Below are 16,950 nucleotides of genomic sequence, written 5' to 3' on the forward strand. Positions count from 1 at the left end.
ATCATCTAGCTTTAAGAATTTTACTTTTACCAAAGAAGAAACGTATGAGTTGGTTTGACCAGTTCAAGAAAAATAGGATTGCATTGACTGTAGTTTATTCTGTATATCCAACTGATTATACATCGCACATAACAAAACGCGACCATCATAATGCTCAAAAAGCAACAATAAACAGACCCAGAAAAATGGATTATTCATGGAATACCAATGCCAATAAGTTTGTAGGTTTTGAAATTTGATCGGATTGTCAAGCTGATTCTCTTGTTTAAATTCTTCTTGAATGCCCGGTTGTTGCAAATCCTGCTTTTCTGAAAGTAACAGTATTTTTTTGCTAATATCTTTTCTCCAATCAGCCAAAGCGCCGAGCTGTTCTTCTATTGTTACGATTGCATCTAAACATTTTAACATTGTTTTATTGAGTTTTTCAACTTCAGGTCCATAGGTAGCAATATTTTTGTAAGGCTCATTCAATAGCTGCTTGAAATTAAAAAAATTTGTTTCCAAACTAGTTAATCTTTTTCGTTCATCTTTTCTTTCTGTCCGTAATTTTTCAATAATTGCTTCCGAAGATATTTTCAGGGTTGCATAATCCCTTTTTAATTTTGTGATGTCAAGTTCTATCTCGTCTATTAAATCGAATACTGTTTTTCTAACTACCTCCTTTACATTAGCCATAAATTCGTCAATTCGTTGCTGGGCAGTCTCACTACTCTCTCCTTCGCCATCAGAGGCGCTTTCGTATTCTTGAGATGATGTTATTTGTGAATCGGCTTCTGTTTCAACCTCAGAAGTATTGTCTTGTGTTTTGGTTGGTAACTCAAGTTTTGGTACTATTAGCTTTTCTTGCTCAGACATTAAAGAGGATGCATCAAGCTTTTTTTCAGGTGTAACATTTAGATTATCTACAACAACTTTCAGGCTACCCTGGCTGAATCGCCGAGCCTCACCACGTTGCAAAAAGGGTCTTTGTGGATTTGGCCTTTGTGCTTGAGTCAAACTACGTGCATTTTCTCGTGTCAGGTTGCTTGCAGGATTTGCAGAAAAGGCAGACAAATCTGAAGGAGTCTGAGATGAGAATAGGTCAAAAATAGCTAATACAAAAACAAAAAAATATAAAAACTTATTTAAAACCTTCATAGTTCTCCACATCTTCATAAACCTTGCGCTCTACTTCAGTGCAATCATACCAAACTGTGTGAGCAAAAATAAAGACATGAGCAAACAAGGCTTAAAAAATGGGGAGTTGCAGCGTCACCGCAGTTGATCCGTCAACGCCCTGACTGTCAGAATGGGCTTGATGATCATCTGAATGAAGGAAATGGACATGGAATATTGAGCTGCGCACGAATTGCTCGCTGTTCTAAGCTGTTGTATATTACATACAATCCAAGGAAAATACTGATCCATAAACACGGATTTTTATACGAAAATCCATTAGATGTTTCAATTTTAGCTACACGGGCAGATAATGTTTGAAATTGTTGATTCAAAAAAATAAGTTGTTCATTAAGCTGAACGATTTCATTATAAACGTTAAGTACTTTGCAGAAATTTGAAGCATCTACCCTATTAAAGTTTTGCTGCATCTGCGTTTCTAACTCCAGAACCTTTTTTTTTAAATCAGAAATATCATCTTTTAACTTATTGTTAATGGCGTTGTCTATACGCTTCTGCTGAGCAGAACGTTCAGAAGTCTTGCGTTCATTTTCTTCATTATCCTGATCTTTCCGTGGCATCGCCTCTTTAAAAGATAATGTATCATTCGATGGAAAACGATCATCTAATTGGTCAGTTTGATATTCAATATTCCAGTGCTTATAGGGTTTTTTTTTATTTTTCAAAAGATACAACTTGTTACCTTGTATTGTAGCACTACTTATTATACTTTTTTCTAGTGCATTCTTTTCTTCCGACCCACGTACTACCAAACTACCAAACATCACTGGCAGAAAACATAAGTATAAAAAAGTTTTTTTTGTTATCATTTTATTTATCGTATCTTTTTAAAATTTAATACATATTTGTCATGCCGATCTCAAGGTGGAGTCTAACAGATTATTCTTTTAAAAAAAAGCTTTTTTGTTACAATGAAAAAAGATGAACTCATTTTTCAAGGATTTTCATGATTCTGATTACCAACAGCATGACCGGAAAAAAGCAGCCGTTGCGGCTTGTCAACAATCACGTGACCATGTACGTGTGTGGCATCACGCCGTACGACAAAGCACATATCGGGCACGGCAGATGTTACATCTCGTTTGATGTGCTATTCAGACTGTTACAATGCGTTGGGTATCAGGTCAACTACTGCAGAAATATCACCGACATCGATGACAAACTGCTTGTCAAAGCGCAGCAGCTGCATGGTGATCGCATGAGATATCATGAAGTTGCAACACGTTATTTTAACGACTACAAAGACGTGATGAAAGTACTGGGCGTCTGTGATCCGACGCATGAACCACGTGTCACCGATCACATCGAAGAGATTATCGATTTTATAACACAGTTGATCAACAAAGGGCATGCATATCAAGTCGAAAATGACGTGTATTTTGCAATCGACACATACTCCGACTACGGCGCACTTTCAAAACAGAAGGTGGAAGCAACACAGGCGGGCGCACGAGTTACCGTGCGAGATCAGAAAAAAAATCCGGCCGACTTTGTTTTGTGGAAATCTGAGTCAGAACAGACCTTTTGGCAAAGCCCGTGGGGTAACGGCCGTCCCGGATGGCACATTGAATGTTCAGCACTGGCTGCAACGTATCTGGGTGAACATATCGACATTCATGCGGGTGGACTGGATCTGATTTTTCCACACCATGAAAATGAACGTGCGCAATCAGAAGCATTGTTTGGCGCTCCGTTTGCACACTGCTGGATGCACAACGGCCTGGTCACCGTTAATCATGAAAAGATGTCGAAATCGGTCGGCAACTTTATCACGCTTGAGGATATTTTGAAAAAGTATGACCCGATGGTTTTGCGGTACTACTTTTTGACCTTTCATTACAGCTCACCGGCCGAATTCAACCGCCAAGGCATGGACGCTGCGCAAAAAAGCTATGAAAAAATCACAAAATGGACACAAAGCACAGGCGTCGACCGGCATCAATCGCTCACGTTTAGCGACACACAGATCACCGAATGGACCAAAAAGCTTTTCAACTGTTTGTGCGACGACCTGAACACGGCTGCTTTTATCGGCCAGCTGTTTGAATACCTCAAAACAGACGCGCAAGACAAAACTGAAATGAAAGTCATTGTGTTAATGATTGTCCATCTTTTGGGCCTCACGCTGGAGCCTGTTAATCAAAGCACTGTTGAAATAACAGAACAGATCAAAGAGCTGCTTGATCAACGGGAACAGGCACGACTTGCAAAAGATTGGAAAAAGGCTGATGAGTTGCGTGAACTTCTGTTGCAACATGGAGTTACGGTACATGATAAAAAAACATGAGACAGAAAGAATAGAAGGATATCTAGATGAATGTAAAATACAGCTTTTGGAAGTCTAAAATCTTATTTTTATTGATTTTTGCCGCGCATACACAACGGGGCGCTGGAATGGACAGATTTATTAATTGTTGTACGCAAACCATACGGGATGGGAGCTATGCATTCCCGATTGCAATGGTATTTGGGGGAAACCTGGTGTTTTCGGGCTGGGAAGCAATAAAAAAGGACGCACTACTGAATGAAAGCTGCCACACGAAAGTGTTCCTAAGTAAACTTACAAATAGTACGACACACTCACCAACATTCGCTTTAATAGTAACCACGCTCTTGGGAGATTATTTTTTTGGTGGAAACGGTCTAAACATGCAACTGCTGGCGACATATACACTAGGAACTGGTGTGGCGCTTTATGTAAAGAAGAAATAGGTGTTTACCCATAAAGATACTGAGAGCCTAAGAAGATTTTTGCTTTGCAACAACCCATGTCCCTCTTCTAAGTCAGGGTATATTCCTCTTGATCCTAAAGACCATTTTCTCCAGTGGATCGACTTTATCGTACCAGTTGGTGTCAGCGCTGCACATATCTGGATGAATAGATAACAATAGCTGAACCAAAAAGGTACGAATTTTAAAAATCTGGTTAAAACAACCGTGTATTCGATATATTGTTAGCTGTATTTACGTTGTTTCCACCAAAGTCTTTACTGATCATAAACATATTTTTCTATTTTTTTGCCGCTCCTTCGACAGCGACACGCTTCGCTCTCAACCTAATCTTATAAAAAACAGTCTTCGAATAAACAAACACTGACATTCACGAAACAACAGACGCAATCTTGAAAAAAGTAAGTAAAGTGAAGCAAGGATCACCTTTTTGCAATTATCAATTGGTAATAGTTTAACGAAAAATGCTTTAATATAAAAATATTTGAAGTGCTAATGAATGTTACAATTTGTATTGACAATTTACAAAATAGTATGCATAATCTTTTGCGCATAAGCTGTTTGAAATAAAAAAATATAAACAGATAGGCTTTATTTGTGCTGCTTACTTAGTTCAATCTCTATTTGTAACATAATATACTTTAAATGAAAGGGTTTTTCGCTCATGTCAATAACATTCCATCAACTACACAAACAGAAAACAAAAATGGTATTTTCGCTTTTAGGTTTGATTCTTGAACAACAAGCTTGGTCTATGATACTAAGACATGGTAATCATGAATTTCAGCATGTACCAAAAGAAAACACCGTTTATTGGTTTACAAAAAGAGAAAGTCCGAATGGAGAAATGAAGTCGTATATAACAGAAAAGTATACTTATAACCCCTTCAACTTGGAAAATACTTCTGACAATTCCAGTTTGGAAGAGGGAGAAATTTTACCGCATTCTTATTCTGAAAAAACTACGTTCAACATGGATAAGTTCAATGATTTAATCAGTACACATGGGCCATTACTTCAGTTATTTGCAAATAATAGGTATAAATTTGGACTAAAGGATCATGACGTAGCTTTGTACCAGCAGAACTTTCAAGCTATTAAAAACACGGGTCGACCAGATTTCGCAAGAACCACAATAATAAAGCTTATGGATGAAAGTCCCTATCGAAGTGTTCTCTTTGCAGCTCTGTCTATGGATGCTTTAGAACCGATACATAAGAAGAACTAACAGACAGGCTTCTACTTCAACTGCTTCTACAAAAAGCTATACTTGAAGCTTTTGTGTGCGTACTAATTAAATCTAGTGGAAACAACCGTATTTGATATATTTTTTATCTGTGTGCAGGTTGTTTCCACTTTTACAATATCATTCACCAAATAATAGTAATTCAGCAATTGCAGAAAAAAGCTTTGCGGGAGCAAAAATGAATGTTTTGAAAAGGGTCTTTTTGCTGACTGCCTCTTTAAAAACAGTCTGGTCGTTATGACAAGACTGTGACGGAACGGTTAAGCTGAAAAATTGATTCCCGTACGATTTTCGCATATCATATTTTTGATACATAATAGTACGATCAAGCGAAGCTAGGTTTTGCTGCTGTTCTACAATATGTGGTTTTTCGTTAGGAAGGTCTTCGTTTTTTGCTAGATCTGCTTTTTTATTCTCAGAATACTCTTCCATTACATATATTTTTTTAAAATCGGCTGCTTGTTTATTATGCATCCATGCATTAGCAAACAATAGAACACCTATTCGTGGCAATATAGCTCCACCTTTTTGTGATACTGTTTGTTTCATGCTCAATGGTAGTTTTTCAATATTGCATTGTGATCCGACCAATTTAAGTATGGCTACACCAAGCAAAACTGTAAGATTCAAGTCTCGCATTTCTTCATGATTTTTTTCACCAATCAAACAGGTTTCTTTGGTGGGTTCCTCAATCGTAATGCGTGTCTGGTTATGATGGGATGGATGGCAAACAGTGATTAAGAATAGGTGAGCAACTACATATGACAGGTACTTTTTATTCATAGACGGACCCTAAAAAAAGGAGTTACAAAATAGTTATAGAAATACGTAAACTAAGATTTTATAGTTTGATCGATATACTATTGATCTTACAGGTTAATTGACCGGTCATCAAGTTTTAACTTAGATTCCTTAAATAGAAAATCCTTATTTTTAATGTAAACAAACTGTGAGGCGATTTAAATCTTAATATTTTTAAATAAATTGACTTTGTATTATATATTTTTTGTATAATATAATACAGATATGAATTATAAACATTAGAAGACCCACTTTATGAATAAAAAACTGTTTTTTGTTATGGTATATGTGAGCGCAATCATTTTGTTTGCTCAAAAAAGCCTGCCCAAAAAGATGCAATTTCAGGCGCAATTATTAAAACAGGCAGCTTTCTCAAAAACAGAGAAAATCAAAAAAACAGATAGCAATACAAGCCAAAGTAATAAAAAAGACGTACAGGAACCGGTAACAGAGTTTTTTGTTCACAAAACGGTTGGCAAAAAAGTAGAGTTTGATCTTTATATTAAAATCGGTACACAGATTCGCAAATGGCAGCTGCCCAAAGGTATCAGCATTAATCCATCACATCAACGAATTGCACTTGAATCAAAAGAGGTCCATACAGAAGCAGAGTGTCTGTTTGAAGGGGTCATCGAGACGAAAAAGCTTAAGAGTGAAAGGTTTATTGTCATGCTGTGGGACCATGGCCAGATGCACATAACCAAACATAAAAATACTTCCTCATTACATTTGACTTTCAACGGTCAACGACTGAAGGGTATATACACTTTAAAAAAAGGGATTGGCAAAAAAGACACCTCTGTGTGGTATCTACAAAAAATAGCTGATGATTATGCAAGCCAGAAGAAAAATATCATGCGTTTGTTTAATCGTTCGGTAAAAACGGACAGAACCATCAAACAGATTGAAATAGAGGCACATAATGGCAATTAAACTGATCATCGGAACCCATATCATTGAAATTGAAGATGAGCAGAAGGAGCTTTTTCCACGTCAACATATTACAAAATACGACATCATTACCTATTACAAGTTGATATCCACCTTTTTGTTGCCATTAATCAAAAACCGACCAATTGTCATGGAATGCTTTCCACAAGGCATTGATCATCAACCAGAACTGTATGAACATGAACCAAAAAACTTTCCAGACTGGATCGCACACAAAAACATTTTGTGCGGAAAAGAGCGTATACCTGAAAAACATCTGGTTATCAATAATGAAGCATCACTTCTTTTTGTCATCAATCAGTACTGTGTGACTCCTCACATGTGGCTTTCAACCACTGAACAGATAAAAAAACCTAATCTGATGGTTTTTGAGCTTTCAACTGCACATGGAACCAAGCTTGATATTTTGCGATGGGCTGCAAAAAAGCTCCGGACACTGTTGCAAACGCACAACCTACAAACATGGCCGATGAGCAATGGATCTAATGGTCTTTATATTGTTGTGCCTATGGAACCAAATCATGACTTTGAAAAAGTATTACACTACGCTCATGCAATTGCTTTACATTTAGTGGTCGACTATCCACAGACTCTTTTTTTAAAACATGACCACACGCAAGAAGTCCCTGGAAAAGTTGCTATTGAGATTCAAGCAAATAGATTTGGCGATCACATCATTGCGCCCTATTCATTACGAGCCATTCCAGGCGCACCAGTTGCTATGCCACTTGCGTGGTCACACATTGAAACCTTCAAGCCAGAGCTGTATACCATCAAAACCGTGATCCCAAAACTGCAAACTCATGGAAATCCATGGCATGATCTGCGTTTTCAAACAGTTGATGACAATCTTATATATCATACTTTCAAAAAGAAGTAGCAAAGTTCGTTGTAAAATAACAAAAGAGCTTGTATCTTCACTCTTTTTACGCTACCGTGAATAGTAAAAACCAAAAAACAAAAAAATGTTTTCTGAAAAAAAGTTAAAAATAGTACACATTGCACCTGCTAATAGTCACCCTGAAATGAGCATCGCACATTCAGTCAGATCGCTTGTTGGACAACAGGCTGACTGGGGTCATGTATGCAAAATCATAACGGTTAATGATCAACAAATTGAATCTTATAAAAAAGATGGATCAATCGACATACATTATGTTCCGAAATGGTTCCAGGTGAACTATCGAGATAATCAGTTGGTCGTTCCCTGGAGAGCCTATCATTACATACATGCTATTTTATCCGCATCGAAACCAGATATTATTCATATTCATGATCCATTATTCCTTGGGCATGCGGCTATTCGTTTTGCTCGCAAATACAAGATACCAACTATTTTTACCTACGATGTGCCATATCATGAATATATACATCAATTACCATTGCCGCGATATATTGCAGCTGGCATCACACAGTTTTTTATCAGACGGTTTGCTAATAAGTTACATCATATTATAGTGCCAAACAAAGAGTTTCAATATGTCTTGCGTATCTATGAATCGACCACTCAATCAACTGTTATTCCCTATTTTATTGATCAAGCTCTGTTTCCATCAGAAAGACCTGCACACAAAAAGTTTCAATGCCGATCTATCACACTTCTGGTGGTCAGTCGATTTTTACCCAAAAAAAGACTTGAAAAGTTAATCGACTGTTTTGATGCCCTTTCATTGCCAGCACACCTTATTTTTGCAGGCTCGGGTTATTGGAAAGGCCATCTGATTCAGTACTGCCAACAGTTTCGGTTTCCACTTTTAAAAAAAATTAGCTGGTATGATAATCCATCAAACGAACAGCTCCAAAGCCTTTATCAAGATGCTGATCTACTATTGTCAACCTGTGTCGATATTGAACAGTCAAAAATCATTGCACAAGCAATGGCACATAACACACCAGTCATCGGATTAGCTTATCACTCAAAAGAGATGATCATTAAAAACAACTATAACGGGTTTTTAACCGGATACCCTGATCAGATGGCACATGTGATCGAATCTATCATAAAAAATGAAAAACTATTTATCAAACTTCAAGATGGCGCATATGAAACTTCTTTGGCCTATGATCCAAAGATAATTGCTCAAAAGATACTAAATCAGTATTATGAAATTTTACACCTATTCAAAGAAAAAATGTAAGCTTGTTTATGAAAAAACCATTATTTAAAATTCACAGTCCTTTTGAACCGGCCGGAAGCCAACCAGAAGCAATCGAAAAACTAACAAAAAACTTAGGTAAAATTTCAACCTTGATGGGAGTGACCGGCTCTGGAAAAACCTTTACTATCGCACATGTTATTGCAAAACAGGTAAAACCGGTGCTCATTTTGGCTCCCAACAAAACGTTGGCCGCACAACTTTATGAAGAGTTCAGCCTCTTTTTTCCTGAAAATAAGGTCTGCTATTTTGTCAGTTATTATGATTATTATCAACCTGAATCCTATCTTCCTGCCCAAGACATCTATGTTCCCAAAGAAACAAAAATAAATAGTGAAATCGAACGATTACGGGTTGAAGCAACTGCATCACTGATCAATCGTCCAGACACGATCGTTATTGCATCCGTTTCCTGTATCTATTCTTTGGGAAACCCTACAGATTATAAAGAACTTGCATTTTCACTGCAGGTTGGGCAGAAAATAAGCAGGCAGGAACTGTTAAAACAGCTTATTTTTATTCAATACAAAAGAAATGATATCGATCGCAATCCAGGTACCTTTGCAGTTGTTGGAACGAGTGTTGAGGTAATACTTCCGTATCAGAAAGATAAACTTCGCATTGAACTTTTTGGCAGTACCATCGAAGAGCTTTGCTGGGTTGGACGATTGACTAATAACGTTAATATGAAGCTTGATAATACACTCATTTTTCCCGCAAAACATTTTGTTACTCCGGAATCTCGAAAAGAGCTTGCGATTACTAGTATTGAAAAAGAGCTTGCAGTGGCAGTTGGACAGCTGTCAAATCCAGTGTATCAAGAACGGCTCAAGCAACGCATTGAGCATGATATTGAGATGCTCAAAGAAACAGGATACTGCAACGGCATTGAAAACTACTCGTCCCATTTTGATGGACGAAAAGCAGGAGAGCCGCCCTACTGCTTGCTGGATTTTTTTCCGGAAGATTTTTTACTGGTCGTGGACGAATCACATATCGCACTTGCGCAGTTACGCGGGATGTATGCAGGTGATCGTGCGCGCAAAAAATCACTCATCGAATACGGATTTCGTCTTCCATCATCGTACGAAAACAGACCGCTACAGTTTGAAGAGATAGAACGTTATTTTAAAAACAGCATCTTCGTATCCGCAACTCCCGGACCGTACGAAATTGAAAAATCAAAGATCCTGGTTGAACAGATCATTCGGCCTACTGGTCTGGTCGACCCTGAAATTGTCGTGCGACCACGCATCAATCAGCTTGCAGATCTGATAAGCGAAATAGAAATTACCACCGAAAAAGGCTTTCGGTCACTCGTCATGGTCATGACAAAAAAGCTTGCCGAGGAACTTGCCAGATTTTTGGAAGAACGGATGATCAAAGTATGTTATCTACACAGTGAACTGAAAACACCACAACGAACGGAACTGTTGCAAAAATTGCGAATGGGCGAGTTTGACTGTCTCGTTGGTGTCAATCTGTTACGTGAAGGCATCGACCTGCCAGAGGTTGCACTCGTTGCTATTATGGATGCAGACCTTGAAAGCTTTCTGCGCGACAAACGATCATTAATTCAGATTATTGGAAGGGCCGCACGAAATACGCAAGCTCGGGTGCTTTTGTATGCGGACAGGATCACCGGATCCATGCATGATGCGATGGCCGAAACTGACCGCAGACGAACACTGCAACTTGCATACAACAAAAAGCATGGTATTATTCCAAAAACGGTGCAACGCGAGGTGGTCAAATCGATCACCGGCCTGCAAGAAGCAATCGGCAAAGCATCACCAGCAAACAAAAAAGCAAAAAATAAGAAGGTGCCGACTACCGACATCGACAGATATATTGCCGAACTTGAAACCGAAATGCAGGCAGCCGCGGAACGACTTGATTTTGAGACTGCAATCACCTTGCGACAAAAACTGTTTGATATTAAAAGGCAAAAATAGGATCCATTAAACTTAGAAAAATTGTATCTTAAAAAACAGAATAAATGAAATGAACCCAGCCCGTTATTATAAGCCGTTCAATGCTTTATAAACCGCTAATGCTTGATTAATCAGCGCAAGATTCCTGAGAACATTGTTTCGAGTTTCGCCCTTTGCAGATTTCAGCTGCTTTTCCAAATAACAAAACGCCAATAGATTCACGCCAGCCGGAACTATAGCATTGCACTCATAGTGACGTGAAATGCGAGTAACCACGTATGAACCTCCCATCAGCAGCGTAACCTTTAAACTTGAAAATAGGTCATCTTCCCAACCTTTTTTTAAAGCTTTTTTAAAAGGATCTTTAACGCTGAAAGCAAAATCTGTGCCATCTCCTTCATAAAATTTTTGACCTAGATAATCCTCTACAAAAAGAAGGCAAGGGATGACGACCTGTACTACTGTCAATTTTGCTTGATGTTGCACACAGAAATTCAATAGCGTCTTCACAGTTTCCATAACCCTTGTTTCTGTCACAAACCCTGCACAAAAGACAAGGTAAATTACCAGTTTTTTTATTGCGTTATGTGTATACATTACTACGGAATCCTTAATTAAGTTAACTTGAGAATTGAAAAATATCTTTTTATTTTTGATTTTTCAGAATAAAAAGTAAATCATTAATCAAATAATGTCAAAAAAATAGTACAAACAAATACTTTTGTTTACAAATCTTTAAATGCTTTGCAAACAAAACCTACTTGAACTATCAAAGATAAACCATTAGGTATATTTTTAGGCGCAGTAGGCTCAAGTTGACTCAATCCAATACTAATGTTAAAAATTAATAGAACCGTATTGAGACAAAATGTAGCCCTACCGTACTCATGTAAGACAAGAAAACTCAAAGCTGATACCATATTGATCGTTGAGTTCAAAGAACCATAGACATCCACAAAGGCTTGCGAAAAAGGGGTCTGCTCAACCAAACCTTGTTCAACAAAAATTTCCATTAGCTCACTTTTAGGAAGTTTATACCCCTGCTTTTTGCCAGAACTATTCACCTTCCATTGAGTATAAACCTTGTATCCGACATACAACGAGTTTCCAGCCCACACTAAAAGGATTGGATCCTGACAACAGATCTTACCAGCTGTGCAAAGCATATCCATGGCTCTTGTTTCAGTCCCAAACCCTACACAAAACATGAGGCAAAGTAAAAGCTCTTTTATTGCATTATGTATGTACATCATGGCTGCATGCTTATTATTCATAAATCGTGAATTGACAAAAGACCGAATCGATTAGTGAAATTCTATTTCTGACTTTTGAAGAAGCTTGAACAAACACACCAGTAAAAAAAGATGGGCGAGATCGACCTCGCCCATTCGTAAACGTGCTTTTAAAAAAACGTAAAAGTTCTATAACAGGCCGTTAAATGCCTTGTACGTAGCCAATCCTTGGTTCAAGAATGCAATTGAATAGACTACATTGGCGAGTGTGTTTTTATTTTTCTTGTTATCCTGATATCGTTTATATCCAAACACACCATGCGCAAGTAAACCAAGCGCCTGTACCCCACCTAAGATTTTTCTGTCAGTATAGCCTTGGGACTTTAAACCATGAGTGAGCAAGTGCGCAATTCCTGTCGCCAATAAAGGTGGAAGACCTAACTCTGGGTGGTCATTCTTTAGTAAACCAAAGAATTTTTTTTTCACCTCAGTTGTTCTGTCCGTCCATGCGGAAGACGCTAGTCCTAAACTAGATATTCCCAAACCCCATACAGCGAGGCTAATCGTTGCTTTTGATTGATGTTGTACAAAAAAACTAGGCCAATCCATTGCCCTCGTTTCTGTCGCAAACCCTGCACCAAAAGCCAGACAAAGCATCGCTTTTTTCATTGCATTATGTATATACATCATTTTTGCATCCTTATTGTTACTGTGTACCTTATATATCTACTTACCATAGTTGTTTCTCGTTGTCCGAAACATAGCTTAGACCATCACGTGGATAATGTCAAAAGAAAATATAATTACCGGGCATCGTTTTTTAAAAAATAGCTTACAACGGTTTAGCTTTTGTTACACATGGTACCGATTCAACTGAATTAAATACGCAAGTCGTGCATAGATCATCGAAAGTGTCAATATGCTTGCACCTTTTGTTTCAGCTGCTTGCTTTTTGTCATACTGACAATAGCACAGAATGGTACTCAAAATGGCTGTGCCACAAGTCAAAGCAAGATGCACGGTCTCATTTTTTGAAAAATAGTTTTCAATTACACCAAAACAGGCTGCAGCAAAAATCGCAGGCGAGAAAGCCTTACAGATGCTTTCATGTGCTAAAGTATTAATCGACAAGCCAATTTTTTTGCACACTGCCTTGCTTGCCTGCACAATTGAGTAATAAACACCTTTTTGTAGATGAACCTCTTGGTATCCTTGTTCAGCCAAAAGCCACGAATATAACAGGAGCGGTACGGCCGCCAACAAAGTAATATCATACTGAGTTTGTATGCAACTACGTTTATAATGATACGGAATATCAGAAAGATTATCAAACAGAGCACTGGAAGCAAAAGAAGAAAACAAAAGACTTGCAAAAAAAGATTTTCTGATTATAAAACCATACATATTCGCTCCTTCACATGCTGCAATTAAAATACCACCGTCAATCGTCAAACTATAATCGAATTGTACAAAAGTCAAAAAATTAAAATAAATTTCTTTGCCAGTACAACTCATAGATATACTCTTTTGGCGCACGACCGGTGAATAATCGAATGCTAAAACCGATCAAAAAGCAGCCTATCACGGCTATCAAAAAACGGATGATAAGTTCGCCAAGTGCTGCCAAAATTAAGAAAAATCCTAATGCGGCAAGTAACAAGCAGATAATCCAATGGATCCAATATGGAAGGTAGATCGTTTTTCTTAACATAATCCTGTCCTCAATAAACATTAAAAAAGCAAGGATACAGAATGATCCGCACCCTTGCTTTTTTAAATTACACAAAGAAGTATCTGAAACAGAGTTCAAAGACCGTTGTATGGATTAGTTTCCACAACAACCTTCATCATCTGAACAGTTTTCATCGTCGCAAAACTCAATCTCTTCATCTTCATCATCTTCCGCTGTTTCATCAAGGTCTTCTTCATCAAGGAAGAACATGCTTAACTCATTTTCAGCAGCTTCTAATGAATCTGAACCGTGAACTGCATTGCGACCAACATCGGTTCCAAAGAGTGCGCGGATGGTACCGGCTTCAGCTTTTTTTGAATCAGTTGCGCCCATAAGTTTGCGCCAGTCGGCAATAGCATTTTCTTTTGCCAAGGCCAAAATAATGACAGGCGCTGAACAGATGAATTCAACGAGTTCACCAAAAAATGGCTTTGCCTTGTGTGCGCTATAAAATTCGCGTGCCGCCTCTTCGGTCATATGAATTTTATGCATGCGCAAAATGTCAAAACCATGCTTTTCAATAAGATCTATGATTTTGCCACTATTTTTTGCCAGCACTGCATCTGGTTTAATCATTGCAAAGGTATATTCAATCATTGTTAATTCCCTTCAGAATTGGTATCTTTTTTATTTTCAGCCATTGCAGATTCAAGTGCCATCTGGAATGATGTTTTAATTTTACTATTTTGATTATGTGAAGTAGCTACATTTTCATCATCGGTACGTTGACGATTATCACGATCTTTGCGTCCAGAAGCCACTTGTCGTGAAGGTTTTTCATCACGCGATACAGTATGTGTTTCTCTGTTTTCTTGATGATATTGACCCGAACGACCTTCCAGATTTGTACTTAAGCCGATCTTATGCTCTTCCTTGTTGATATTAATAACTCGAAACTGGCGCGAGTCACCAACTTTGAACATCTGTTCAGCTTTTTTGCCTTCGTCTTGGGTCAAGGTTGTATTATGCAATAACCCTTCAATACCGGTTGGAAGACGTACAAATGCCCCAAAGTTTGCAATTTTTGAGATTTTGCCTTCAACCAGCGTTCCCACGGTATATTGTTGTTCAACCATGGTCCATGGATCTTCGGCAAGCTGTTTGATGCCCAATGAAACCTTTTTATTATCAACATCGATTGCCAAAATCACGGCTTCAAGCTCTTGACCAACCGCATAGCGATCACTTGGATGCTGCACATGCTCGGTCCATGATACGTCTGAAATATGCACAAGCCCGTCAATTCCTGGCAATAGTTCAACAAAAATACCAAAATCGGTAATATTGCTCACTTTTCCCTTGATTCTTTGACCAACAGTAAACTGTTCACCAACCACTTTCCATGGATTTTTTTCAAGTCGTTTGATACTCAAAGACATACGGCGATTTTCAATATCAAGTGAAACAACGATCGCTTCAATCTCATCACCCACATGAAAACGGTCTTTCAGATCTGCAATACGGTCAGTCCATGATATTTCTGAAATATGTACCAAGCCCTCAATGTCTTTATTAACTTCGACAAATAAACCGTAATCAGTAATACTTGAGATGCGTCCTTTGACGTGATCGTTCACCTTCAAAGTTTGGCCCAACTGTTCCCATGGATTTGGCATTAACTGCTTGAGGCCGAGTGAAATCTTCTGATTTGCCTCATCAAACGAAAGCACTTTGACCGAAATCATGTCGCCAATTTTGACCATCTCAGTTGGATGTGCAATGCGACCCCAAGTCATATCGGTAATATGTAACAGCCCGTCAACACCGCCAATGTCCACAAACACACCATAGTTGGTTATGTTTTTGACCATGCCCTGAATGACTTGGCCTTGTTTTAATGTATCCAAAATCTGCTTACGTACTTCAGAACGTTGATCATTAAGGTATTTGCGACGAGAAATAATGATATTGCCGCGCTTTTTATTGATTTTCAGGATCGAAGCGACAATCTTTTGCCCCACAAACTGATCAAAATCGGTAATTCTTTGCAGATCGATCTGAGAACCTGGCAAGAACGCAGGAACACCCACATCAACTGAAAGTCCACCTTTCACTTTGTTTAACACAACGCCTTCGACAGGCTTGTTTTCATGAAAAAGTTCCATAATCTTGTTCCATGAACGCATCGCTTTTGCCTTTTCATACGACAAAACAACGGTGCCTTCTGGGCTTTCAAGATTATCCAAAATAACTTCAATCTGTTGACCGGCTTTAATCTCTTTGAGCTCGAACTCTGAAAACTCAAACTTGTGAATCATGCCACGTGATTTGTAACCGATATCAACAAGTACCCCATCGGAATCAACAGTGACTACCGTTCCTGTCACAAGCTTGCCTGTTTGAAATGCTGCAAACGCCTGCGAATACAAGGCCATAAGCTCCGCTTCCTGTTCCGGACTGAGCACTACATCGATATCTTCGAATAATGCTTTATTTTTGACTGCACAAAAATCCTGCGGACGAACCATCTCTTTTGACATAAACAAAAATCCTTAGGCTTGACGCCTTCTCAGCATAGCATGAACTACCTGAGGTTTTATTGTTAAAAAATAACGACACTGCTTTTAAAGATTACACATAACCCTTCAAAAAGCTCTTTTCAGTCTATCAATTGTACTAAATTACGCAAATAAAATCGAAAGACTCGCAAAATGGAAATAAAGTTACCGTTTCTGCTGGCAAAACCATTCTGGCCATGAACCACTGGTTTTAAGGGTGATCTCCAGCTGAAATTATCATTTTCATTCAAAAAACAGCACCAGATGAAAGCTTGTGGGTTATAAAAATATAGAATACTCGATCCAGTCTAATTAAAACAGAAAGCAAAGCATCAAAAGATCGACTCAGAAGTTCATAGGATTGTTCAATGTCTTTAAAAATACGACCAGATCAGTATTTTAATGATTAATACTCAATGAAACTTTTCAAATAGAAAATAATTATACAGAAAATAGCTTAAATTTTAGAAATTTGAGGTTAAATTTGACATCAA

Annotated in this window: 17 protein-coding genes; 7 read left to right on the plus strand and 10 right to left on the minus strand. The window is 38.1% G+C overall.

The window, feature by feature from the left end:
• Positions 1–63: 63 nt before the first annotated feature.
• Positions 64–1,149 carry a hypothetical protein gene (locus IPG37_04975; GenBank protein QQR53773.1) on the minus strand — a complete coding sequence of 362 codons (1,086 nt, stop codon included), beginning with the start codon at positions 1,147–1,149 and terminating at the stop codon, positions 64–66.
• Between the two features lie 152 nt (positions 1,150–1,301).
• A complete protein-coding gene (locus IPG37_04980) occupies positions 1,302–1,985 on the minus strand; it encodes a hypothetical protein (protein ID QQR53774.1) in 684 nt (227 codons plus the stop codon).
• Positions 1,986–2,122: 137 nt separating this feature from the next.
• Here IPG37_04980 and IPG37_04985 point away from each other — a divergent pair, with 137 nt between their 5' ends.
• The 3 genes from IPG37_04985 to IPG37_04995 all read left to right on the plus strand — a co-directional run bounded on the left by IPG37_04985 (position 2,123) and on the right by IPG37_04995 (position 5,134).
• On the plus strand, positions 2,123–3,463 hold the full coding sequence (locus IPG37_04985) for a cysteine--tRNA ligase (protein QQR53775.1): 1,341 nt from the start codon (positions 2,123–2,125) through the stop codon (positions 3,461–3,463).
• 26 nt (positions 3,464–3,489) lie between these two features.
• Positions 3,490–3,888 carry a hypothetical protein gene (locus IPG37_04990; GenBank protein QQR53776.1) on the plus strand — a complete coding sequence of 133 codons (399 nt, stop codon included), beginning with the start codon at positions 3,490–3,492 and terminating at the stop codon, positions 3,886–3,888.
• Positions 3,889–4,570: 682 nt separating this feature from the next.
• The gene (locus tag IPG37_04995) at positions 4,571–5,134 is read left to right on the plus strand and encodes a hypothetical protein (protein QQR53777.1); all 564 of its coding nucleotides are present in this window, start codon (positions 4,571–4,573) and stop codon (positions 5,132–5,134) included.
• Positions 5,135–5,272: 138 nt separating this feature from the next.
• On the opposite strand, the gene IPG37_05000 is transcribed toward IPG37_04995, so the two are convergent.
• Positions 5,273–5,935: a hypothetical protein gene (locus IPG37_05000; protein ID QQR53778.1), complete on the minus strand. Its 663-nt coding sequence runs from the start codon at positions 5,933–5,935 to the stop codon at positions 5,273–5,275.
• A gap of 273 nt (positions 5,936–6,208) precedes the next feature.
• On the opposite strand from IPG37_05000, the gene IPG37_05005 reads away from it, so the two are divergent.
• The 4 genes from IPG37_05005 to uvrB all read left to right on the plus strand — a co-directional run bounded on the left by IPG37_05005 (position 6,209) and on the right by uvrB (position 11,015).
• Positions 6,209–6,886 (plus strand): hypothetical protein, encoded by a 678-nt coding sequence (locus tag IPG37_05005; GenBank protein QQR53779.1) that lies wholly within the window; start codon positions 6,209–6,211, stop codon positions 6,884–6,886.
• Positions 6,876–7,784: a hypothetical protein gene (locus IPG37_05010; protein QQR53780.1), complete on the plus strand. Its 909-nt coding sequence runs from the start codon at positions 6,876–6,878 to the stop codon at positions 7,782–7,784. Before IPG37_05005 ends, IPG37_05010 begins: the two co-directional genes overlap by 11 nt.
• An 85-nt stretch (positions 7,785–7,869) precedes the next feature.
• On the plus strand, positions 7,870–9,042 hold the full coding sequence (locus IPG37_05015; protein ID QQR53781.1) for a glycosyltransferase: 1,173 nt from the start codon (positions 7,870–7,872) through the stop codon (positions 9,040–9,042).
• Between the two features lie 8 nt (positions 9,043–9,050).
• Positions 9,051–11,015 carry an excinuclease ABC subunit UvrB gene (gene uvrB, locus IPG37_05020; GenBank protein QQR53782.1) on the plus strand — a complete coding sequence of 655 codons (1,965 nt, stop codon included), beginning with the start codon at positions 9,051–9,053 and terminating at the stop codon, positions 11,013–11,015.
• Between the two features lie 66 nt (positions 11,016–11,081).
• Here uvrB and IPG37_05025 read toward each other — a convergent pair whose 3' ends face one another.
• The 7 genes from IPG37_05025 to rpsA all read right to left on the minus strand — a co-directional run bounded on the left by IPG37_05025 (position 11,082) and on the right by rpsA (position 16,438).
• Positions 11,082–11,591 carry a hypothetical protein gene (locus IPG37_05025; protein ID QQR53783.1) on the minus strand — a complete coding sequence of 170 codons (510 nt, stop codon included), beginning with the start codon at positions 11,589–11,591 and terminating at the stop codon, positions 11,082–11,084.
• 128 nt (positions 11,592–11,719) lie between these two features.
• Positions 11,720–12,268: a hypothetical protein gene (locus IPG37_05030; protein ID QQR53784.1), complete on the minus strand. Its 549-nt coding sequence runs from the start codon at positions 12,266–12,268 to the stop codon at positions 11,720–11,722.
• Positions 12,269–12,415: 147 nt separating this feature from the next.
• Positions 12,416–12,916 carry a hypothetical protein gene (locus tag IPG37_05035; GenBank protein QQR53785.1) on the minus strand — a complete coding sequence of 167 codons (501 nt, stop codon included), beginning with the start codon at positions 12,914–12,916 and terminating at the stop codon, positions 12,416–12,418.
• Positions 12,917–13,078: 162 nt separating this feature from the next.
• Positions 13,079–13,741, minus strand: a complete 663-nt coding sequence (locus tag IPG37_05040; protein QQR53786.1) for a hypothetical protein — start codon at positions 13,739–13,741, stop codon at positions 13,079–13,081.
• Complete coding sequence (locus IPG37_05045) at positions 13,710–13,937, minus strand: hypothetical protein (GenBank protein QQR53787.1); 228 nt, start codon at positions 13,935–13,937, stop codon at positions 13,710–13,712. Before IPG37_05045 ends, IPG37_05040 begins: the two co-directional genes overlap by 32 nt.
• A gap of 114 nt (positions 13,938–14,051) precedes the next feature.
• On the minus strand, positions 14,052–14,552 hold the full coding sequence (gene ndk, locus IPG37_05050; protein ID QQR54288.1) for a nucleoside-diphosphate kinase: 501 nt from the start codon (positions 14,550–14,552) through the stop codon (positions 14,052–14,054).
• Between the two features lie 5 nt (positions 14,553–14,557).
• Complete coding sequence (gene rpsA / locus IPG37_05055) at positions 14,558–16,438, minus strand: 30S ribosomal protein S1 (protein QQR53788.1); 1,881 nt, start codon at positions 16,436–16,438, stop codon at positions 14,558–14,560.
• Between the last annotated feature and the right edge of the window lie 512 nt (positions 16,439–16,950).

The sequence above is a fragment of the bacterium genome, from assembly GCA_016699125.1.
GTDB lineage: Bacteria > Babelota > Babeliae > Babelales > Vermiphilaceae > AWTP1-30.